The following is a 21,836-nucleotide window of genomic DNA, read 5'->3' on the forward strand; positions in this document are numbered from 1 at the left end:
CGTTTTTCTGTTAAGCGATGCTACGTCCATCCGATGAATGACGCAATGGAGTTCCCATGAAAACGTCTGCTGTTTCTCCGGGCCGGGCAGGCCTGATCCTTCTGCTGACCGGGCAGATGCTGCCATTGATTGACACCTCAATTACCAATGTCGCGCTCGACTCCATCACCCTGTCGCTGCACACCACCGCCACACAGCTGGCGCTGATTGTCGCGCTGTACGGCGTGGCTTTCGCCGTCTGTCTGGCGATGGGCAGTAAACTGGGGGATAACCTCGGTCGCCGGCGTGTGTTTCTATGGGGCGTTGCCCTGTTTGGTATCGCTTCGCTGTTGTGCGGGCTGGCAAATTCGGTCTCCGCATTGCTTGGCGCGCGAACACTGCAAGGCATGGGTGCGGCGTTGATTGTGCCGCAGATCCTCGCAACGTTGCATGTCACGCTAAAAGGCACAGCCCACGCGCGCGCCATCAGTCTCTACGGCGGTATTGGCGGCGTGGCGTTTATCATCGGACAGATGGGCGGCGGCTGGCTGGTCTCAGCCGATATCGCCGGTCTTGGCTGGCGTAACGCCTTTTTTATCAATGTGCCCATTTGCCTTCTGGTGCTGGCGCTCAGCCGCCGCTATGTGCCGGAAACGCAAAACGAAACGCGCACGCGCATTGACTGGCAAGGCACGATCGCCCTTGCGATGATCCTCTGCTGCCTGCTGTTCCCGCTGGCGCTTGGCCCGGAGCTGCACTGGCCCTGGGAAACGAAAGCCGCGCTGCTGGCGCTGATTCCGCTGGCATGGTGGATGCGCACCAGCGCGTTAAAACAGCAACAAGCGGGTTTAATCCCGCTGCTACCGCCACGCTTACTCAAGCTGCACAGCATCCGTTTCGGCCTGCTGATTGCGTTGCTGTTCTTTAGCGCGTGGTCGGGTTTTATGTTCTGTATGGCGCTCACGTTGCAAGCCGGAATGGGCATGACGCCGTACCAGTCGGGCAACAGCTTTGTCGCGCTGGGCGTCGCCTATTTTGTCTCTGCCTGGTATGCGCCCAAAATGATTGGTCGCTATACCATGCGTACCATTTTGCTCACCGGGCTGATAATCCAGGTAAGTGGCCTGCTGGCATTAATTGCTACCCTGCAGCTCTCCGGGAGGACGGTGGGTGCGCTGGCGCTCGCGCCGTCTACCGCGCTGATTGGCTATGGCCAGGCGCTGATCGTAAATAGCTTTTACCGCATCGGCATGCGCGATATCACCACCCAGGATGCGGGCGCAGGTAGCGCCCTGCTTAGCACGTTGCAACAAGCGACACTCGGCCTGGGTCCGGCGGTGCTCGGCGGGTTGTTTTTGCATCTTGTCGGCCAGTCGCAAGGCAACTACAGCACGGCGCTGAGTGGTTTTCTGGCAACAGAAGTGGTGATGATGCTGGTACTGGCCGCAGCGGCAGTGAGCGCCCGCCATCAACTGGCGCCGCGCTGCCCGGCTAACTCCTGATTCGCGCTATCCGCAGGCGTAAAAAGGGGATAATGTTATCTCCTTGTTAACAAAGGGAGCGCCGTAGTGGAACTTGATATTTACCAGGTGGACGCGTTCAGTACGCGTCCTTTTTCCGGTAACCCGGCAGCGGTATGCATGGCACCGCAGGGGCTATCTGCCGCATTAATGCAGCAGATAGCCGAAGAGATGGCGGTATCCGAAACCGCGTTTTTAAACCTTGCGGACAATAACCTGCGCTGGTTTACACCGCAGGCCGAAGTCGATTTATGCGGCCACGGCACGCTGGCAACCGCGCATATTCTGCGCCAGAACGGGCGGCTTGCCGAAGGCTACGCCATCACCTTTCACACCCTTTCCGGCCCGCTGACGGCAACCGCCGCAGCGCAGGGCATTGAGCTTGATTTCCCGCTACTGACGCCGCACATGCAGCCCGAAGCGCCAGCGGAATTACTCAAGGCACTCGGACTGGCGCATGAACAGGTGAGTGGTTACGGTTTGTTCGGCGCGAAGCAACTGGTGGTGGTCGAGGATGCGCAATTAATTTACGCACTCACGCCTGATTTTGCGGCGCTTCGCGCCTTGCCAGGCCGCGGCGTGGCAGTCACCGCGCCCGGTCAGGATGAGTATGATTGCGTCTCACGCTACTTCGCCCCGTGGGTGGGGGTGAATGAAGATCCGGTGACCGGCTCCGCGCACTGTGCGCTGGCGGCCTACTGGTCGGCGCGACTGGGTAAGCGCTCGCTTACCGCCTTCCAGGCCTCACCGCGCGGCGGCGTTTTAGCGCTGGCGCTCAGGGAAAATGGACGCGTGCTGATCGGTGGCGGTGCGCATACGGTGCTGGCCGGCACGTTACGGCTTTGACGGTAGACGCGCAATCATCCGCCAACGGAACCAAATCTGCGCCAGCAGGATCAACACGCCGCCAAGGATTTTTTGCAGCGGTAAGCGCTCACCGTACCAAATCGAAGCGGCAATCACCGTCAGTAAGGGTTCCAGCACCATAATGATGGCAGCGCTGGCGACGGCAGCATATTTTTGCCCTTGCAGTTGCAGGCCAAACCTGAGGCTTGTAGCAATTAAAATGCTCGCCGCCAGCCACATCGCCGTGGTGCTGGTAAAGGGTTGAGTCCAGGACTCAAACAGCGCAGAAATCACCAGCCCGGCAATGCCGGTGATCGCAAGCTGTACCGCCGTGAGCGGCAGCAGCGGCACTTCTCTGGCACAGCGGCTGGTGTAGCAAAAATAGATCGACTGCACGAACGCCGTCAGCAAAAACCAGCCCTGGCTGGCATGAAACGTGATGGGCATGTGCAGGCTCAGCAGCGCTAACCCAATAATGGCGACCGGCAAACACTCCCAGTAGGCGCGCACCGGACGGTTTTTTAGCATCACCCAGGCCACCAGCGGCACAAACAGCATCGACAGGCTCATGATAAATGCCCCCTCGCCCAGCGATGGCGTGGTCGATACCGACCAGATCCACAGACAAAGGTTGAGCGCCATCCATACGCCGCTTATCACCACCTGGCGCACTTTTTCCAGCGCAATGCGTTGCCCGCGGCAAAACGGCAGCAGCACCAGCGCCGCGCCAAAAAAGCGCAGCCCAAGAAAGGCGAAAACCGGCATTCCGCTAATGGCTTCGCGCGAGAAAATCCACCCGCAGGCGGCGATCAGTGTGGTCAGAACCAGAAATAAATCAGCTTGTCGTTGCCGGGTCATGGCAAGGCTCCCTGAGCAATAAAAAAGCCAGCGCGGCGGCTGGCGAAATCTTTATACACATCATGCCTGAAATGTCAGGCGCTGGCGCGGGAAATATAACGCCAGTCCATGATTACGCTTTCTGGTGGGCTCGCCGGATTATCAATGCGGTTCAGCAACAGCCGGACGGCTTCGCGCCCCATCGCCTGTGAAGGTTGCTCGATAGTGCTGAGCGGCGGCGTAACCATTTCTGCCAGTTCAGTGCCATCGAAACCGACCACCGCGATATCCTGCGGCATTGTCAGCCCGGCTTCATGGATCGCCAGCAGCGCCCCGGCGGCCAGCGTATCGGAAACGGCAAACACCGCGTCCGGGCGTTGCGGCGCATTAAGCAGTTGCTGCATCGCGGTTTTCCCGGCGCTGAAACTCAAATCGCGGGCGTACGCCACATTTTCATAGCGCAGGCGTTTTGCCTGTAAACCGCTCCGGTAGCCACGTTCACGCAGCCGGGCATATTTATAGCTCAGATCGTGGTTAATCATGGCAATGCGCTGGCAGCCGCGTTCAACTAAGCGGTCAATCACGCAGCGGACGGCGTCGACATCGTTAATGCCCACGCAGGAGACGTCGCCGTTATCGGCGTATTCGGCGCATTGCACCCAGGGCGCGGCGCCAATCATGGTGGCCAGTTCCGGCAATTTCGCACACGCATCCATGGTGATGATGCCGTCAACAATCTTGCCCGACAGCAATTTGAGTGCTGAGCGCGAGCGCGCTATATCTGCACCGGAGTTACACAGCAGGATGCGGTACCCGTTTTTTTCCGCCTCTTCTTCGATGCCCTTCACCACTTCGGCGCAAAACGGGTTACCGATATTAGAGACCAACACCAGAATCATTGAGCTGCGCGCGGTGCGCAACTGGCGGGCTAATAAGTTGGGTTGGTACTGGCACGCCTTGATGGCCTGCAATACGCGTTCACGATTTTTCGGTTTCACTGATTCGCTGTTATTCAGCACACGTGAAACCGTTGCAACGGAAACGCCCGCCATCCTGGCAATTTTCTGAATGGACATAACAACAATATATTCTGCGATTGGCCATAAGATCCGAGGCTATCACAGTTGAGATATAGACATCATCACCCGTCCGGCAGGCCGCAGCCCACCGGATCTGGTAGGGAGTCGCGCGAATTACCCGCGCTTCGGCGTACGACGCAGCAGTTTGAAAGCGACAAACAGGAACACAATCCATACCGGCAGCAACACCGCTGACAGGCGCATATCGTCCATTGTGCACATCAAAACGAGGATCATCAGCATGAAGCCAATGCACAGATAGTTACCCGCCGGAAAGAGCAGCGCTTTAAACTGCGGATCGCGCCCTTTGCGGCGCATCGCCGCGCGGAATTTCAGGTGCGCCAGTGAAATCATGATCCAATTTAGCAACAGCGTCGCCACCACCAGCGCCATCAGCATGGCGAAGGCTTTTTGCGGCAACAGATAGTTGACCAACACCACCAGCGAAGTGATAGCCCCCGAGAGAAACAGCGAATTCACCGGCACACCACGGCGGCTGACGCGCGTCAAAAAGGCCGGCGCGTTGCCCTGTACCGACAAACCAAACAGCATACGGCTATTGGAATAGACACCGCTGTTATACACCGACAGGGACGCCACCAGGATGACGAAATTGAGCGCCGATGCCACCAGATTGCTGTCCAGTTCGTGGAAAATCATCACAAACGGACTGCTGTTAGCTTTGACGTCAATCCACGGATAGAGCGCCAGCAGCACGACCAGTGAGCCGATATAGAAAAGTAAAATGCGGTACACCACCTGGTTAACCGCTTTCGGAATGGTGGTGTGCGGCTCGCTGGCTTCCGCGGCGGTAATGCCGATCAGCTCCAGGCCGCCAAAAGAGAACATAATCACTGCCAGCGCGAGGATAAGCCCGTGCCAGCCGGTGGCGAAAAAGCCGTTATAGCGCCAGAGGTTATCGAAGCTGGCGCGCTCACCGCCGTGGCCGGTAAACAGCATCCACAGGCCAAAGCCAATCATGCCGATAATTGCCAGCACTTTAATCAGCGCAAACCAGAACTCGGTTTCGCCGTACAAGCGCACATTGACGAGGTTGACAGCGTTGATGATGACAAAGAAAGCGGCGGCCCAAATCCAGGTCGGCACGTCCGGGAACCAGTACTGCATGTAGATACCGGCGGCGGTCAGTTCCGCCATTCCCACCAGCACGAACATCGCCCAGTAGTTCCAGCCAGAGAGGAAACCGGCGAACGGTCCCCAGTATTTGTAGGCGAAATGGGAAAATGAACCGGACACCGGCTCTTCAACCACCATTTCACCGAGCTGGCGCATAATCAGAAAAGCGATAACCCCGGCAATGCCGTAGCCCAGTAACACGGCAGGCCCGGCCATCTGGATCGCGGGGCCAATACCCAGAAAAAGCCCGGTGCCGATCGCGCCGCCCAGCGCAATCAGCTGAATATGACGGTTTTTTAAACCTCGTTGTAGTGTTGGCCCTGCTTCCGACGTGGCATCGGTGCTGCTTCCCGCCGCCTGTGACGCGTTTTTCACGTCCTTCCCCTTTGTGGTTTCATTTAAAGGGGCACCTTTTAACATCTCCGCTGTGGGCTGGCAAGAAATGAACCCTGAGCGGCAAAGCGCGAAACGGCCGGTTGCGTTTAAACCGTCAGGATTTCAATATTCTCTGCGCGAAAGGCTTGATGCAACGCTTTGCTGAGATCGGTTTCGACCACCAGCACATCAATCTGCTGGCTGGCGGCAACAATGTAGCGGGCCACGCCCGGGATCTTATTTGCCGTTAAGGCCACCACCACCTGGTTGCTTTGGGCGATCACCGCCTTTTTAAATTCGCAGTCGGCGTAATCAAACCCGGTCAGCCCCATCTCCGGCGACATCGCGCAGCCGCCGATAAACGCCTGATCGAAAATGATCCCATTAAGCTGGCTGATGGCCGGGCCGCTCACGCAACCGCCGGTGCTGCGCTGCACCAGCCCGCCCAGCATAATCACGTCGCAATGCGGCTGTTTACTCGCGGCAATGGCGATTTCCGGTGAATTCGTCACTACCGTCAGGTTTAGCGCTGGCGGCAATGCTTTCGCCAGCTCAAGATTGGTAGTGCCGGTATCGATAAATACGCAGGTACCGGGTTTGAGCAGCTGCACGCAGCGCTGCGCGAGGAGGCTTTTTTTTGCCCGGTCCTGCTCTTTCCTTTCCGTAAAACTCCCGGCGGTTGCCAGCTGCAACACCGCGCCGCCATACACCTTTTTGCAGATGCCCGCTTTACTCAGCTCCTGCAAATCCCGGCGAATGGTGTGCTCTGAAACCTGCAATTCAACGGCTAACTCCGCACAGACTACCCGTCCCTGCGTCTGCAGACGCTGGCGGATCAGATCTTGTCGTTGATCGGGGAAAGCTGCATAATCGAGCATAAATCCTCTTTATAAAATTCATATCGAGCAACAGTGAGCATAATCGTGCAATTGAATTACGCTGTCAATTCACATCCCCTACGCCCTGGAGGTCACCTTGAACATTGCCCATGTCGCACTCTGGACACGCCATCTCGACGAACAGCGCGCATTCTGGCGCGACTTTTTTTCCGCCACCAGTAACGAGAAATATGTCAGTCAAAACCGCCCCGGTTTTGCATCCTATTTTATGTCGCTGCACAACGGGCCAACCATTGAACTTATGACCGTGCCGGAGCTGGCCGATGCGCCAAACGCCGCAGAGTTTGTCGGCTGGGCGCATATTGCTATTCATGTCGGAGATGTCGGGGCGGTGGATAAGATGGCAGAAAAAGCCCGTCAGCAGGGACGGTTAGCCAGCGCCGCGCGGTGGACGGGAGATGGTTTTTATGAAGCCGTGATTCTGGATCCGGATAATAACCGTATCGAACTGGTTGCCGGCTAAGAAAGGCAGGGAGCCTGTTGCCAGACTCCCTGTTCAGGTTACGCGTCGAGGCGGAACTGATGCACCGTCTGCGCCAGTTGCTGCGCCTGATCTTCAAGTGACGTTGCCGCCGCGGCCATTTGCTGCACCAGCGAGGCGTTTTGTTGCGTGACACCGTCCATTTCATTGACGGCAATTGTCACCTGGCTAATGCCTTTGGCCTGCTCATCCGAGGCGCTGACAATCTCATTGATGATGGTCTGCACGGAATTCACCGCCTGCGTCATCTCCTGCATGGTGTGACCGGCATCATTCACCAGTTGCACCCCGGCTTCGACGCGTTTGCCGGACTCCTCAATCAACGCACCGATATCTTTCACCGCATCGGCGCTGCGCTGCGCCAGGTTGCGCACTTCAGACGCCACCACCGCAAAACCGCGCCCTTGCTCACCGGCACGCGCCGCCTCTACCGCGGCGTTCAACGCCAGGATATTAGTCTGGAAAGCAATGCTGTTAATGATCGCCGTGATATCGCCGATTTTTTTCGCACTGTCGTCAATTTTCGCCATCGTTTCGACCACCTGGCCGACCAGCGTTTCACCCCGGCTGGCAATCTGCGTGGCATTGGCAGTCAGCGCCGTCGCCTGGTGGGCGTTGGCGGCGTTATGTTTCACCGTGGCGCTAAACTGCTCCATACTGGCGGCGGTCTGTTCCAGCGCCGCGGCCTGCTGTTCAGTACGCGAAGAGAGGTTAATGTTGCCGCTGACAATCTCCCCGGCTCCCTGACGCACCGAGTCACTGGCTTCTTTGATCTGCCCGACAATCTGCCGTAACTGCGCCTGCATGGTATGCAGGGCATAGAACAGGCTGCTGCGATCGTTACCTTTCACCGGGATGGCGTTATCGAGTTTGCCGTCCGCGACCGCCAGCGCGATATTCGCCCCTTCCAGCGGTTCGCCACCAATCGGCTTCAACACTTTACGGCTGAAGATCAGGCCGAGCAGCGCACACACCAACAGGATGCTGATAACCCCCAGAACAATGGCGTACATCAGTTGACGGTTGGCCGCCGCCATCACCGAACTCACCGGCGCAACGACGCCGAGATACCAGTTATCGGTACTGTTGCCAATAGAGACTGGCTGCCAGGTGATCAGCGCTTTTTCGCCGAGGATCGGATCATCTTGTTCCACGACTTTACTGGTGAAGCCCTCCGTTTTACCCGGGTAAGGCTTGCTGGTCAGGTTTTTATCCGGGTAAGAAATCACCTTTCCGGCGGTAGAGAGCAGCACCGCATAGCCGCCCCCTTCCCACGGTTTGATCTGATTCACTTTCTGCTGTAATGAGGCCAGCGAAATATCCGATGTCACAACCGCATGCAGTTTGCCACCACTGACAATCGGTGCCGCCACCGATGTCAGCAGCGTCGGCACGCCGTTATAGGCGTAGCTGTAAGGCTCAATTAACGTGTCTTTCTGGCTTTTTTGCGGCAGCAGATAGTAATCGCCCTGGCCTGGCGTAAAGATCGAGATCAGCGGGTGGAGCTTAAAATTACCGGATTGATCGTGGTCGACAAAAAAGGCATAGCGGCCTTTCGGTGCCTGATCGGGTTTGTCGGCGAACTCTGCATCGCGACCGTCAAAGGCGTTTTCTTCAAAAATAACCGAGATAGAGAGATAGTCCGGATTATCGCGCAGGGCGGAGATCAGCAGTTTATCTGCCGCCTGGCGGTCAGTGATCCCGGCTTCTGGCAAGGCAATCATACTGTGACCGAGGTTATGCGCCACATCGCGGGCATAGTTCAGTTGTTGCTGGATAGTCAGCGCCTGGCTTTCCGCAATTTTTTGCAGATATTGTTCGGCGAGGTGTTTTTGTTCACTGCTGGACTGCCAGCTCAGTACCCCGATAGTTACCACAAAACCGAGGGTGATGGTGATGGCCCCCGTCAGCAACATTTGCGCGCGGGTGCTCATTTTTTTGGTCACACGTTCTCTGGCCATTACGGCTCTCCTGGAGTCAGCCTTTACGTCATCTTCCTTTCAGCACGAACTCCCTGTGAGATCTCTATCGGCGGTTATTTTTTGATCTTTAATTGTTGGCGAACGTGTTATTGCGCGGTAAAAACGCTTCTTAAAGCGAGAAACAGCAGCCTGCACGGGTCAATGAATGTAGTGGCAGTTAACCTATCGGTCACTGAGGCTTACTGCAGAGCTTTACGCTGAGGACGCGAGAGATCACGATTTCGATTAAGGTTAAACAGAGCGAAGAAGACAGCCCCGACAGCACGCCAGGGCGGGAAGGATTAGCCGCGCTCGTCTTTCGGGCCGAGGAAATAAAAACCAAACGGCAGCGATCCAATGATGGTGAACATCAGGCTGTAGATAGCAACCCATGCGCCCTGCATGATAAACATCGTTACCGTCCAGGATTCCATCGGCAAATTGTACTGATCTTCAACGCCCTCGAAGGTCACTTTCGAAATGACGCTGACGGCAACCAGGAATACAATCACCACCGCAATGATAAATTTTTTCCCCTCGCGGGTACGTAATTTTTCCAGCATATAAACCTCCTGTCATGTGGCTTTTCTGTGCCGCGAGTGTAACCGATCTGCTGCCTGGTTGTTGTGAAAAATCAGGAAAAAGGCCATTTGCGCGAAACCATAACAAGCCCTGTCGAGCCCCTGATATTGCTGCTTTAGCCATTAACACGGAGAAAACAATGAGTAAGGAAATCCCGATACGCTGCTTTTCGATAGCCCTGTTTGTGCTGTGCAACTCCGCAGCGGGCTGGCGCGTTTTGCTGCTTAAACGCAGCGGTAAAATGCTTAACGGCCTGTGGTGCCAGATTGCAGGCGGCATTGAACACGGTGAAACGGCCTGGCAAACCGCACTGCGTGAAGCTCAGGAAGAGACAGGCTTGCAGCTTAGCGAACTCTATTCCGCCGACTGCTGCGAGCAGTTTTACGAAGCGCACCGCGACGCCATCACCGTCGTGCCGGTGTTTGTTGCGTACGTCGATGAAGCCTGCGAGATAACGCTTAACCACGAGCACAGCGAATACCGTTGGGTCAGCTTTGCCGATGCCCACGAATTGCTCACTTTTCCAGGCCAGCGCAAAACACTCGACTGGGTAAAAACGCATTTCGCGGATAGCGCGCCCTCGCCGCTGCTAAAAATGCCTTCCACACTTTAAACTCGCCATTTTTATACTATTTTTATCGCCGCGTATTTCCTTTTTACGCGGCGTTTATATCAAAATAAAAAGCGCTCTTTTATGCTGAGTTCACCGCCAAAAGGCCTGACAGAAAGAAAAAATATGAACTCGCTGATGACTATTCCGCTGCTGAAAAATATCCGCACCTTTTTTACCACCACAACATTTCCAACACCGTTGCATTCGCGATCTGTGTTGATGGTGGATCAGGAGATCAGACAGCTTCAGCAGAATTTTTCTCATGAAATCAAGGCATATCTGAACGAACACCCGCAAACAAAACACGTTGATATATATCTTAACGATACCCATGGCACATTCCGCGGAAAAAGAGTCGCCGTCGAAAACTTATTTTCGCTAAGCTCGGGTTGTTATTTTCCGCAATCTGTTTACGCCATGGATCGCGAAGGGAAAATAATCACCTCTTCACCCGACAGACTTATTAACGAAGAGCCTGATAATGTATGTTTACCCGTTTCTGGCACGCTACGCCCGAGCGCGCACGATCCGCGCCATAACGCGCAATTATTATTAACCATGCTCGACAGCAATAATATGCCCTGGCCGCTGGAGCCAAGAGTTATATTGCAAAATGTGCTGCGTCAGTTTCACCAGCATGGTCTTTACCCGGTGGTGGCAGCGGAAATGGAGTTCTACCTTGTAGATCCTGCTGCACAGCAAAACCGCCCGCAGGGCTGTTTTCATCTGGCCGTGCCGTCTGCCTACTCTGCGTTTATTGAAGAGCTGGAAAGTATGGCGGCAGCGCAGCGTCTTCCCTTATCCGGCATCGTTAGCGAAGCCGAGGCCGGACAGTTTGAGCTGAACATGTGCCATTCGCACAACGTGGTGGATAGTTGCGAGCAGGTGCTGGCGCTGCGCAAACTTACCGGCACCGTGGCCGGGAAATTCGGCTATCAGGCCAATTTTATGGCGAAACCCTTCTCAGAACTGGCCGGTAATGGCCTGCATTTTCACGTCAGCCTTAATGACGCGAATGGCGACAATGTGTTTGCCAGCCCGGCAGAGGCACCCAATGAGATGGTGCGGCTCTCCCTTGCCGGCATGCTGGAACTGATGCCCGCGTCGCTGGCGATCATGGCGCCGGGCGTTAATGGGTTCAGGCGGTTGCGTAAGAATCTGGACGAACCGCTTTTTCACTCCTGGGGTTACAACAAACGCAACGCCGCACTGCGTATTCCCTGCTCTGATGCGCGCAACCGGCGGATCGAATATCGCCTGGCGGGCGCGGACGCCAACCCTTATCTGGTGATGGCGACGTTACTGACGGGTATGTTATACGGCCTGGAGCGTATTGATGATGAGGCGCTGGCCAACTTCACCCACGCCTCGCCCGATCTGCCATTGTTCCAGCAACCTGCGCTGGAGGCGTTTCGCCAATGCGCTTACCTGGCAGACCATTTAGGCAGCGCATTTTGCGATCAGTGGTATCACGGCAAGCTGGCGGAACTGAACGCGTTTGAACGCATTGTGACAGCAGAAGAATTGTCCTGATCTGCCTGGCTGCGGTTGCATCAAGGTCTTCGCCTTGCCATTTTGTCATTACAAACGTAATGACAGGGGTAAATCCATGGGCAATTTGAATGTTCGTATCGATGACGATTTAAAAGCGCGTTCCTTTGTCGCTCTGGAAAAACCTGGCATAACACCTTCCGAGCTCCTGCGACAGACGCTCGAATATGTTGCCGAGAACGGCAAGCTACCGTTTCAGCGCACACTGCTTAATGATGAGGATCGCCAATTGATCGAAATCGTGCGTGAGCGTTTACGTGATCCGAAACCGGTTCGTGTGACGCTGGACGATTTGTGATGAAACGCTGATACATCAATGCGGCCAGGGAAAGGCCGCTTTTAGCAAACAAGGAGGTTGTATGGTTTATCAACTGGATTTCGATGAACGCGCATTAAAAGAGTGACGAAAGTTAGGCAGCCCTGTTCGCAAGCAGTTTAAAAAGAAAATTGCTCAGGTGCTTAAAGCGCCGAGGATTGAAGCAAACAGACTCAGCCATTGACCTATAGCTACCAAATCAAACTGCGCGCTTCAGGTTATCGCCTCGTCTACCAGTTGAACGATGGACGGATTGTGGTGTTCGTTATCTCTGTCGGAAAACGCGAACGCCACACCGTGTATGGCATCGCAGAAAAGCGCCTGAAATAACCCGCGCTGCGCGGGCTGCTCGCTTACCCGGGCTGCGGAAGCGTGCCATCTCCCTCCCCCAGCGGGCGCTGCATCAGTACCGTATCTAGCCAGCGCCCGTGCTTCATACCGACGCTTTTCAGCGTGCCGATAACCACGAAACCGGCGCGGCTGTGCAGCCGTAATGAACCTTCATTTTCGCTGTTGCCAACATTGGCGATGAGCTGGCGGTAACCGTTTTGCTCCGCCCAGACAACCGCGCGGGCGAGTAGCGCTTTGCCTGCGCCTTGCTGGCGAAAGTTGTCATCAACATAGATGGAATCTTCTAGCGTGTACTGATACGCCCGCCGCTCGCGATAACGCGATAAATAGCAGTAGCCCCGAACCTGACCTTCATGCACGGCGACATACCACGGCAAGCCATTGTGGCGGGTTTTCGCCAGCCGCGTACGCATTTCATCCACGTCCGGCGCTTCGGTTTCGAACGTGGCGTTACCGTGCATCACGTGATAAGCATAAATCTGCACAATCGCGCTAAGATGGTGTTCTTGCGCGTCAATAATTTCCATAAACTGTTCCCCGTTTGATGATATCTACAGGCTACCGGTAACGCCGCCCGCACGGCACCAGGCTGCGCTTATCACCGTTATAAGGAAAACTTTGCCATGCCCCACTTCAGCTTTGACCAGTTAGCGACGTTTAAGCTGGTGCTTGCCCGCGGCAGTTTTACCGCCGCCGCAGAGGTGTTAGGCATTTCGCAACCCGCCGTCAGCCTGCAAATCCGCCAGCTTGAACAGGCCCTGCACGTCCGCCTGATTGAACGTTCCGGGCGTGGTCTGCGCGCCACCGCCGCCGGAGAAACCTTTCTGGCGCATTGTGCAGAGATCGAAAATGCCGTCAGCGCCGCGGTGCAGTCGGTGGCACAGCATCAGCACGCGGTCAGCGGCAGCGTGACGATAGGCACCGGCGCGACGACCTGTATTCATCTGTTGCCGCCGCTGCTGCAAAAGTTGCACCGCGAGTTCCCGTTACTGTCAGTCGGGGTGCGCACCGGCAACACCAGTGATATCGTGCGCGCGGTAGAAGAAAACCGTATCGATATCGGCCTTGTGACGCTGCCCGCCAACGGACGCAATCTGGCGATTTCACCGCTATTTACCGAAGAATTTGTGGCGATCGCAGCCCATGACGCTGACGGCATTTTATTGCCAACACCGGCAACGCTTGCCCCCCTGCCGCTGATTGTTTTCGAATCCGGCAGCAGCACGCGCCTGCTCATAGAACAGTGGTTTAGCGCAGGCGGTGTCACCCTCGCGCCGGTGATGGAGCTGGGCAGTATTGAAGCGATAAAACGCATGGTGCGCGCCGGGTTGGGTTACAGCATCGTGCCCGGCGTGGCGGTTCAGGCGGAAGAGGACCGCCAGGGCCTGCGCGTACAACCGGTGCAGCCGCCGCTCCAGCGCCAGTTAGCGCTGGTGATGCGTCAGGATAAAGTGGTGAGCCGTGGGATGCGGGAAGTATTGAAAAGCCTGCAACAGGCGGGCATCACGCCCGCCGGATAAAACACCTATCAGAAGTCGTAACTCATTGAGACTTTTACGGTACGCGGATCGCCCTGGTAAATATAGGTGCCGTTGTCTTCTACGCTGGCCCAGTATTTCTCGTTGGTGACGTTATCCACGCCCACGCGCCAGACCATCTCGTTTTTCTCCGCATTAAGCTGCATACGGTAGCGCAGGCCGAGATCCAGCGTGGTGTAGCTGTCGAGTTTGCGGGTATTGGCGGTGTTAACATATTGCGAGCCGGTATAGTTCACACGTGCCGTGGCGGTCAGGCCTTCGACCGGTTTAATGTCATACTCGGCCCCCATCACGCCGTAGAACTTTGCCACACCAATCGGCCGGTTACCCTGATTGATGCCATCCTTGGTTTTCGTCAGCTCCGCATCCAGCCAGGTCGCACTGCCATTCAGACGCAGACCGAGCACCGGCTCACCGAACAGATTCAACTCCACGCCGCGGTTACGCTGCTCACCATCCAGCCCGTAAACATTGGTCGTGCTATTAAGAATGCCGGTCGGCTTTTTGATTTCAAACAGCGCCAGCGTACCGCCAATGCGTCCAAAGTCCGTTTTCGCGCCGATTTCGTTCTGTTTAGAATGCGCAATCCCCACGCTTTGATAGCGATTTTCCGCTGTCTTCGGCGCTACGCCGCCTGGCTGCAACGCTTCGGTATGGTTGGCGTAGAAAGAGACGACATCCCACGGCTTATAGACCACACCGTACGTCGGCATCCAGCGATCCTGGGTATAACGCGCAGTGGTGGTTTCCGCACCGGTGGCATTGCTGTAGTTGCGCACCCACAATTTCTGGTGACGCGCGCCCACGGTAAACAGCAGCCGGTCGTCGAATACGCCGAGCGTGTCGCTCAGGGTATAACCCTGCGAGCGGTAGCGCGCGGTTGTCAGCGGGTCACTGTAGTTGCCGCTATGGGTCAAATTGTCCGGCAGCGGGATCGCCGAAGGATCATAAATGTTCACCACCGGCAGATTTTTTTGATCGGACTGGGTCCATGCCACGCGATCGCGCTTGATGTTCGCCGAATAACCGACGTTCACTTTATGGGAAACAAAACCGGTATCAAAGTTACCGCGCAACCCGGCCATGCCGCTCCAGGAGTCGGAAATCCGCACCGTATCCATGCGGCTGAAGGTCGCGTCACCGTTTTTATTGAACAGTTTAGGCGCGCCGTAGGTGCCGTCTTCATGAGCATGTTGGCCGCCGAACGCGCCGTAAGCTGTCCAGTCATCGGTCAGATCGTATTCGGCGCGAGCCAGGCCAAATTCGTTCTCAATATCGCTGTGCGCCCAGCGCTGGCTGTAGTTTTTGCGGGTATCCGGCAGCGTCGGAATAAAGTCGACGGCGCTGATATTAACGCCCATTTCGCCGCCGTGAACCGTTTTGTTCTGGTAACCGAGATCCAGCGACGTGCGCAAGCGCTCGCCACGGTAATCGAGACCAATCGATGCCGCCGTCGTGCGGCGATGATCATCTTTCACCGCGGCATCCCCTTCACGATGCAGCAAGTTCATGCGCACGCCGAACTGGTTGTTATCACCGTAGCGACGCCCCACATCCAGCGAACCGCCGACTTGCGAGCGGGTGGTGTAATCGACGCCCACGCGGGTGAGCGGTGTGTCGTCGGCATGTTTCGGTTCGAGGTTAATCATCCCGCCGACACCCGAACCCGCAGAACCGTTCATCAGCGCATTCGAACCTTTAAAAATCTCCACGCGCTCCAGCATCTGGGTATCGACAATCTGGCGCGGCACAATGCCCGCCAGACCGCCCATCAACATGTCGTCACCATCAAGCTGGAAGCCGCGAATACGGTACGTTTCGGCGAAGTTGCCGTAACCCTGCCCGACCTGCACGCCCGCATCGTTACTGACCACCTCAGCGATGGTTTTCGCTTGTTGATCCAGCACCAGCTTCGAGGTGTAACCGATGACGTTAAACGGCACATCCATCGCCTTTTGCTCACCCAGCACGCCAAGGCGGCCGCCATGCGCCACTTGTCCGTCCAGAAACGCGGGCACCAGTTCACTGCCGCCGGGCCTGAAATCACTGCCAGCGGCGGACTGCACGACCATGGTCTCTTCGTGAGTCGGTTTAACGCTGGCGTCAGCCGTCGCCGCCTGTGCGCTATGCGCGGCCGCGCCAATGGCCAGCGCAAGCACGGTCTTGCGCAAAGGTATTGAATGTTTTTTGCGGTTATTCATCATCGTTAGCTATTGAAATAAAAAAAGAAATGGCCCGTTTCCAGGCCAGTATCATTACTTGTTCAGATCGATCCTGACGACACTATCCGGGCCGCTGGTGGAGTGATCTTTGTTGAATGCCTGTTTGACGGTGACAAACAGCGTCTGACCATCGGCGGAAAGCAGCAGGCTGTTTGGATGCGGCGGCAGATCCCAGCGCTGTTTTACCGCATAGCTGGTTGCATCAAGGCTCAGCACTTTGCCGGACTCGCGCTGGGTAATGTAGATTTCATGACGTCTGGCATTGAATTTCACCGCCAGCGCATCGCCCACAAGCTGTTTCACAATTTTGCCGCTGTGGATATCCAGCACCAGCGTGGTTTTGGCTTTTGAATTGTCGGTGACGAACAAGCGGCCGGTAGCCTCATCTTCAGCGATATTCAACAGCAGCGCCGGTTTGTCGCCCAGTGGTTTCCAGCGTTGCTCAATGCGATTATTGCGCGGATTCACCACCAGGATTTCGCCACCGCCATTCGCCACGTACAAACGTTGCGTCTGCGCAGAGAAGTGCAGACCGGTCCCCCATTTGCCCGCGTTTTTGATACGCGCCTTTACCTTCAGGGTCTTCGCGTCAACCACCCACACCAGCGCCGGATCGGCAACGGCACCGATATATAAATTGCCGTTATGCAGCACAATTTCACGCGCGCCGTACGGCTGGCCTTTCTCGTTGCGTTCCGGGAACAGGGTACGGGAAAGTACTTTGCCGGTGCTGGTGTCGATGGCGCTCACGCCGCCGTCCAGCGAATTGGTGACATACACGGTTTTGCCATCCGGTGAGATAGCCATGCCAAAGTTTTTCAGATCGGTGTGGGTCGCGCCGAGGGTTTGTAGCGTTTTCGGATCCAGCTTGTATACCACTCCGCCCTGCACATCTTTAAAGCCTTCCGCGCTGGAAACATACAGTGCATCGCCTTGCGGGCTGATCGCCATTTCATACAGACCGCTCGCCAGTTCGCGTTTCACCACGCTCTCTGGTAACTGCACTGCCGCAGCAGGTTTTGCTGCCGGTGCCACAGGCTGTGCGCTGGTGGTGGTATGTGCGCTGCAACCGGCAAGCGCCATCGCCACCAGCAGAGCCAGCACGGACGTTTTTATCTTCATGGGGGATCCTTTACCGTTAATGTCATCAGGGCAGACGAGCGCCCACGCCACGCATCCTGTGCGCGATCGTTTGATGAGGGCAGATGCGGCCCGGCGCAGCTCGTCACGGCTTTTCAGTGTTCCCTGTCAGCCTTCACGCTCACTGTTATTGCGGGGGAAGATCCTTGCTGCGCCCACAAACACCAAAGAGAATGAGAAATATACGCATTCTTGCCTTTCAGGCAAGCACTATCGTTTCACTTCCCTGTCGAGAAAAAAGAGGCGTGTTAAAAAGTGAAAAACGGCGGGTATGAATACGGCGTGAAAGCAGGAACTGACCGGCGATGCCGGAATTGCGGCATCATCATTCTGCCTGACGGCAGCGTTTACGCTGCGCCTTCGCAGGCGTTAAGCAAAGGACAACCGGCAGATGCACTGCATAAGACATCGACGGCGAGAACAGCTATTGATAATGGCGGATGTATCTTAGTAGCCGCGCAATTTTGAACGTTGCCATGCGCTGTCAACCAGTTCAGCTGCAGCCTGTACCTGATCGCAAAATGGCGCGCCAAAGGTTTCCATCAGCGCGGCGTGCCGGGTAAGAAACCCCATTCCCTCTTCGTTACCGGCAATGCTCTCCAGAAACCAGTCGGGCACCTCTTTTTTCAGGCACCGTTCACACAGCGAGGCGCTAAATTGCGCACGCTGAGCGGCATCGTTTATCCAGGAGGGTTGCTGATTATCCATCTCAGCGGCAACCGTCGCCTCGAGCGCACGCTGCGAACGGCTGTAATACTCGCGAATTTTCGCCGAACTCCACGCTTTGCCGAAAAATAGCAGCAATATTGGCACTACACACCAGAAGAGGGTCATCACTTACTCGTTATCTGTTTTAGCCGCAGAGATAGTAATGACAAAACCTGACAAAAGCATTAACAGGGATCACTGTTTGACCGGCATCATTGGCAAAAAAGAGACTGTACAAGGCGCTTCCACCGGTCTTATTTACGTCGCCAGAAGGAATGTAATTTTGTTGATGATGTGAGCTGGCGCGAATTTTTTAAACTCAGCGCATTAAGCCGGTGAAGTCGCACAAAATTTGGGGTTGACCGCAAAGATGATAAAGATTATCTTTCGCATTACCGAATAGTTGAGCAAATAACTCAGGTATTCGGTACGACATTGCTCACATTGCTTCCAGTATTATTTGCCCGCCTGACAAGTGCGGGCTTTTTTTTACCGCCTCTCCTCCCGCCGCCGCAGATATGACTGTGGTTTTGCTTAGGGAGCAATAATCTCCCGTTATTCATCGACTTACTTAATTGAAATCAAACCGTCACAAATCCGACTTAACCTAAGATTATTCTTATATCGGGATGCTGTTTGAATCATGGATATACCGCTCGCTTCACGACAGCTTAATGCTGGTATCTTGCGCCTTGCCGTCCCGCACGTGACCCCGGATGCCAATAACGTGCAGGTCATGTCGCTGTTCAATGAACACAAATCGTTAATTGGCCTGCCGGTGCTGGAAAATAACCGTCCTATTGGCATGATTAACCGGCATATTTTTCTGTCGCAGATGAGCCGTCCATTTTTTCATGAACTGTATGACCAGAAAAGCTGCATCGCGTTTATGGATAAAAACCCGCTGATCGTCGATGCCGATTGCGGTCTCGAATATTTGTCCGAGCGGGTGATCGAAACTGGCGACAAAGCCGTCACCGAAGGGTTTATCCTCACCCAGCAGGGGCAATATATCGGTATTGGCCTGGGCATAGATCTTATCCGCACGGTCTCGGATTTACAGGCCAAGCAGCATCTGCAAATTATGCAAAGCCTTGAATATGCCCGCATTATTCAGGAATCGATGCTGAGCCGCTCGCGTAACACTATTGAAAAAACGCTTGATGACTGGTGCCTGCACTGGCACCCGCGCGACTGTGTTGGCGGCGATATCTACGCTTTTCAGCGCGTGGAAAATGGCTGGTTGATGGTGCTGGCGGATTGCACCGGGCATGGCGTTCCCGGCGCGTTTATGACTTTTATTTTCTCCTCGGCGCTGGAAAAAGCGCTCAGCCTCGCCCCAGCGAACGCGCCGGAACAACTGCTCAGCCTGATTAATCAACATATCAAACAGACGCTCAGCCAGGTGCATCCTTCTGCCGATCGCAGCCAGTCCAACGATGGCTGTGACGCCCTTGTTCTGTTTGTCGACACGCAACATGAGCAGGTCAGTTGGGCGAGCGCGCGGATGCACGCTTTCGTACTCAGCGCGGAAAAAGACAGCGCAACAACGCTTGAAAGCTGCCGCAAAGGTGTGGGTTACACCGACACGCCAGTCGATTACCAGTGGCAGCGCTACCAGGCTCCATTGCGTCGTGGCGACACGTTCTTGATTGTTTCTGATGGCGCGACCGACCAGCCAGGCGGCCCGCGCAATGTAATGTTTGGCAAAAAACGTATTCAGTCACTGTTAGCGCAAAACCGCACGCTGCCAATGCCTGCACTTTCCAACGCCCTGCTCGCGGCGCTGAAAGCCTGGCAGGGGCAGCAAGCCTCGCGCGATGACATGACGTGGTTTGGTTTTCGCTGGTGAACAACATGCAAATAAACGACCTGCAGGTCAAAGAAGCCGTTCTGTTACCCCTTTTTACGCTGCAACGGCAAAACGCCGTTGAGCTTTTTTATACGGGCTATTTTTCCCAGCAGCATATTGTTTCGCTGGGTGAAGTCATTCGCACATGGCTGGATAAACACGAATCCTCAGCGGTAACGCGCAGAAAGCTGTTCTCGGCTTTTATCGAGATGGGGCAAAACATTGTGCGTTACTCCTCAGACGACCGCTATTTATCAACTGAACAGCAAGAGCTGCGCTTCGGTTCGGTCTGCTTTCATATGGATCAAACTCACTATTATCTCGAAACCGCAAACCTGGTGGGGCCGGAAGCATCTACGTTATTGCAGACAAATCTCGATGTGTTGCGCGGTATGTCGCAGGCGGAGATCCGCGATGCCTGGAAACAGGGGCTGCGCAGTGAAGCCCCGGCGACCAGTAAAGGCGCGAACATCGGTTTGTTGACCATGGCGCGGGATACCAGCCTGCCGCTGGAATATCGCATTCACCCTCTGGCGGCGGGTTCGCTGTCCGCCTTTCACTTAAAGGCAACGTTCTGCCATGACTGATATGACACTGACGCCGGCTATTGAATTGCCCGCCACCGCCGCGACGCCGGAGGTGAAATTTGATTTTGCCGCCCAACGCCTGATGCTAAAAGGCGAAGCCTACCCGGAGAATGCCGCCGCGTTTTTCCGCCCGTTGATGGATGCGCTGGAAGGCTGGTTGCAGAGTGGCCAGCAGACGGACGCCCCACTCCAGCTACATGTGGCGCTGAGCTACTTCAACAGCTCCAGCACCAAGCTGTTATTTACGCTGTTCGAAAGCCTGAATGATTACGCCCGCGACGGCGCGGTGTGTGAGCTGCACTGGTACTATGACGCGGAAGACGATATCTCCGAGGAGTTTGGCCAGGAGCTACGCATCGATTTCCCGTCGCTGACCGTTTTTCTTATCCCGGACATTAACGCATGCTAGATATCAATGAGCTATTCAAGGAGGACTATTCCGTCCTCGAAGATGCTCGTCTGGCCGCTGCCGACGACAGGCTGACGGCGGATGCCTGCCGTGAAAAATTGTGGGCGGTGGCGAAAAACTACCAGCGCCTGATCCGTGAATCGTATCGCCTAATTTCGCGCAGTGATCGCGCTGAGCGCGAACTGAATCGCATGAATGAGCAGTTGCAACAGCTGGCGGCGCGCCTTGAATATGAGGCGACGCACGACCCGCTGACCGCCGTGTTTAACCGCAGCGCGATCATTAATCACATTAACCAGGGTCTGACCACGGGCCATGTGGCGCTGATCCTGCTCGATATCGATCATTTCAAACGCATTAATGATGAGTACGGTCACCCGATGGGCGACCGCGTGATTTGCGCGCTGGTGGCGCGTATTCGCCGCGCCGTGCCGCAAAGCGCGGCGATCGGTCGCGTTGGTGGCGAAGAATTCACCATTGTTCTGCCCAAAGCGCGTGTTGAAGAGGCGATGATCACGGCCAGTTATATTCACTCGTCGCTGAACGCCTCGCCACTGGAAGTGCTCCCGCAGCAACTGGTAACCGCCAGTTTTGGCGTCAGCCTGGGGCATAAAGACAGCGATTTCGAGACGCTGTATAGCACGGCCGATGCCGCGCTGTATCACGCGAAAAAACGCGGGCGTAACCAGGTGGCGCTGCATGAGGATTTTTTTCGCCCTCAGGTGAAAATGGGGCTTTCATCGGAAAATGTTCAGCATTAAGGGAGCGGGCGTTCGACTACGTTCGGCAGAGTGCAACGATCCGCAGTAACACATGGTGCTTTGCGGCAGGCTTTCTGCCTGTCTTGCTCTGT

The 21,836-nt window shown here is 55.6% G+C and carries 21 protein-coding genes and 1 pseudogene; 12 read left to right on the forward strand and 10 right to left on the reverse strand.

Features of this window, described 5'->3' with window-relative positions; all coding sequences use genetic code 11:
* Positions 1-56: 56 nt before the first annotated feature.
* Together RT644_RS09040 and RT644_RS09045 are read left to right on the forward strand one after the other, a co-directional pair.
* Entirely contained in the window at positions 57-1,481 is a 1,425-nt protein-coding gene (locus RT644_RS09040; RefSeq protein WP_020454612.1) for an MFS transporter, read from the forward strand.
* A gap of 66 nt (positions 1,482-1,547) precedes the next feature.
* Positions 1,548-2,345, forward strand: coding sequence for a PhzF family phenazine biosynthesis protein (locus RT644_RS09045; protein WP_313626406.1), 798 nt, complete (start codon positions 1,548-1,550; stop codon positions 2,343-2,345).
* Here the strand turns inward: RT644_RS09045 and RT644_RS09050 are convergent.
* The 4 genes from RT644_RS09050 to RT644_RS09065 all read right to left on the reverse strand — a co-directional run bounded on the left by RT644_RS09050 (position 2,334) and on the right by RT644_RS09065 (position 6,651).
* Positions 2,334-3,203 carry a DMT family transporter gene (locus tag RT644_RS09050; RefSeq protein ID WP_313626407.1) on the reverse strand — a complete coding sequence of 290 codons (870 nt, stop codon included), beginning with the start codon at positions 3,201-3,203 and terminating at the stop codon, positions 2,334-2,336. The genes RT644_RS09045 and RT644_RS09050 overlap by 12 nt on opposite strands.
* Before the next feature lie 74 nt (positions 3,204-3,277).
* Positions 3,278-4,258, reverse strand: a complete 981-nt coding sequence (locus tag RT644_RS09055) for a LacI family DNA-binding transcriptional regulator (RefSeq protein WP_313626408.1) — start codon at positions 4,256-4,258, stop codon at positions 3,278-3,280.
* Between the two features lie 117 nt (positions 4,259-4,375).
* Positions 4,376-5,773 carry a phenylalanine transporter gene (gene pheP, locus RT644_RS09060; RefSeq protein WP_020454616.1) on the reverse strand — a complete coding sequence of 466 codons (1,398 nt, stop codon included), beginning with the start codon at positions 5,771-5,773 and terminating at the stop codon, positions 4,376-4,378.
* Between the two features lie 107 nt (positions 5,774-5,880).
* On the reverse strand, positions 5,881-6,651 hold the full coding sequence (locus tag RT644_RS09065; RefSeq protein ID WP_313626409.1) for a DeoR/GlpR family DNA-binding transcription regulator: 771 nt from the start codon (positions 6,649-6,651) through the stop codon (positions 5,881-5,883).
* A gap of 97 nt (positions 6,652-6,748) precedes the next feature.
* On the opposite strand from RT644_RS09065, the gene RT644_RS09070 reads away from it, so the two are divergent.
* Positions 6,749-7,135 carry a VOC family protein gene (locus tag RT644_RS09070; protein ID WP_020454618.1) on the forward strand — a complete coding sequence of 129 codons (387 nt, stop codon included), beginning with the start codon at positions 6,749-6,751 and terminating at the stop codon, positions 7,133-7,135.
* 38 nt (positions 7,136-7,173) lie between these two features.
* On the opposite strand, the gene RT644_RS09075 is transcribed toward RT644_RS09070, so the two are convergent.
* Together RT644_RS09075 and RT644_RS09080 are read right to left on the reverse strand one after the other, a co-directional pair.
* A complete protein-coding gene (locus RT644_RS09075) occupies positions 7,174-9,114 on the reverse strand; it encodes a methyl-accepting chemotaxis protein (protein WP_045513896.1) in 1,941 nt (646 codons plus the stop codon).
* Between the two features lie 302 nt (positions 9,115-9,416).
* On the reverse strand, positions 9,417-9,677 hold the full coding sequence (locus RT644_RS09080) for a DUF2534 family protein (protein WP_269230614.1): 261 nt from the start codon (positions 9,675-9,677) through the stop codon (positions 9,417-9,419).
* A gap of 158 nt (positions 9,678-9,835) precedes the next feature.
* On the opposite strand from RT644_RS09080, the gene RT644_RS09085 reads away from it, so the two are divergent.
* From RT644_RS09085 to RT644_RS09100, 4 genes and pseudogenes are all read left to right on the forward strand, one after another.
* Positions 9,836-10,309 carry an NUDIX hydrolase gene (locus RT644_RS09085; protein WP_020454620.1) on the forward strand — a complete coding sequence of 158 codons (474 nt, stop codon included), beginning with the start codon at positions 9,836-9,838 and terminating at the stop codon, positions 10,307-10,309.
* A gap of 123 nt (positions 10,310-10,432) precedes the next feature.
* A complete protein-coding gene (locus RT644_RS09090) occupies positions 10,433-11,842 on the forward strand; it encodes a glutamine synthetase family protein (protein ID WP_160269272.1) in 1,410 nt (469 codons plus the stop codon).
* A gap of 76 nt (positions 11,843-11,918) precedes the next feature.
* Positions 11,919-12,158, forward strand: a complete 240-nt coding sequence (locus RT644_RS09095) for a type II toxin-antitoxin system RelB/DinJ family antitoxin (RefSeq protein ID WP_313626410.1) — start codon at positions 11,919-11,921, stop codon at positions 12,156-12,158.
* 61 nt (positions 12,159-12,219) lie between these two features.
* A pseudogene (locus tag RT644_RS09100) lies at positions 12,220-12,506 on the forward strand (type II toxin-antitoxin system RelE family toxin).
* Positions 12,507-12,529: 23 nt separating this feature from the next.
* Here the strand turns inward: RT644_RS09100 and RT644_RS09105 are convergent.
* The gene (locus tag RT644_RS09105; RefSeq protein WP_160269265.1) at positions 12,530-13,054 is read right to left on the reverse strand and encodes a GNAT family N-acetyltransferase; all 525 of its coding nucleotides are present in this window, start codon (positions 13,052-13,054) and stop codon (positions 12,530-12,532) included.
* A gap of 96 nt (positions 13,055-13,150) precedes the next feature.
* On the opposite strand from RT644_RS09105, the gene RT644_RS09110 reads away from it, so the two are divergent.
* Complete coding sequence (locus tag RT644_RS09110; RefSeq protein ID WP_313626411.1) at positions 13,151-14,047, forward strand: LysR family transcriptional regulator; 897 nt, start codon at positions 13,151-13,153, stop codon at positions 14,045-14,047.
* A gap of 8 nt (positions 14,048-14,055) precedes the next feature.
* Here the strand turns inward: RT644_RS09110 and RT644_RS09115 are convergent, their stop codons facing one another.
* The 3 genes from RT644_RS09115 to RT644_RS09125 all read right to left on the reverse strand — a co-directional run bounded on the left by RT644_RS09115 (position 14,056) and on the right by RT644_RS09125 (position 18,261).
* Complete coding sequence (locus tag RT644_RS09115) at positions 14,056-16,269, reverse strand: TonB-dependent siderophore receptor (RefSeq protein ID WP_313626412.1); 2,214 nt, start codon at positions 16,267-16,269, stop codon at positions 14,056-14,058.
* A gap of 51 nt (positions 16,270-16,320) precedes the next feature.
* Complete coding sequence (locus RT644_RS09120) at positions 16,321-17,409, reverse strand: YncE family protein (protein WP_313626413.1); 1,089 nt, start codon at positions 17,407-17,409, stop codon at positions 16,321-16,323.
* A gap of 465 nt (positions 17,410-17,874) precedes the next feature.
* Positions 17,875-18,261, reverse strand: coding sequence for a hypothetical protein (locus RT644_RS09125; RefSeq protein WP_313626414.1), 387 nt, complete (start codon positions 18,259-18,261; stop codon positions 17,875-17,877).
* A gap of 517 nt (positions 18,262-18,778) precedes the next feature.
* Here RT644_RS09125 and RT644_RS09130 point away from each other — a divergent pair.
* The 4 genes from RT644_RS09130 to RT644_RS09145 are packed head-to-tail and all read left to right on the forward strand — an operon-like array spanning position 18,779 to position 21,744.
* The gene (locus RT644_RS09130) at positions 18,779-19,987 is read left to right on the forward strand and encodes a SpoIIE family protein phosphatase (protein WP_313626415.1); all 1,209 of its coding nucleotides are present in this window, start codon (positions 18,779-18,781) and stop codon (positions 19,985-19,987) included.
* A gap of 5 nt (positions 19,988-19,992) precedes the next feature.
* Positions 19,993-20,574 (forward strand): SiaB family protein kinase, encoded by a 582-nt coding sequence (locus RT644_RS09135; RefSeq protein WP_238328383.1) that lies wholly within the window; start codon positions 19,993-19,995, stop codon positions 20,572-20,574.
* Positions 20,567-20,983 carry a DUF1987 domain-containing protein gene (locus RT644_RS09140; RefSeq protein WP_020454630.1) on the forward strand — a complete coding sequence of 139 codons (417 nt, stop codon included), beginning with the start codon at positions 20,567-20,569 and terminating at the stop codon, positions 20,981-20,983. Before RT644_RS09135 ends, RT644_RS09140 begins: the two co-directional genes overlap by 8 nt.
* Positions 20,977-21,744 carry a GGDEF domain-containing protein gene (locus RT644_RS09145; RefSeq protein WP_020454631.1) on the forward strand — a complete coding sequence of 256 codons (768 nt, stop codon included), beginning with the start codon at positions 20,977-20,979 and terminating at the stop codon, positions 21,742-21,744. The genes RT644_RS09140 and RT644_RS09145 overlap by 7 nt, the downstream gene beginning before the upstream one ends.
* Positions 21,745-21,836 lie beyond the last annotated feature (92 nt).

Source organism: Kosakonia sp. (assembly GCF_032104925.1).
In the GTDB taxonomy this organism is placed as follows: Bacteria; Pseudomonadota; Gammaproteobacteria; order Enterobacterales; family Enterobacteriaceae; genus Kosakonia.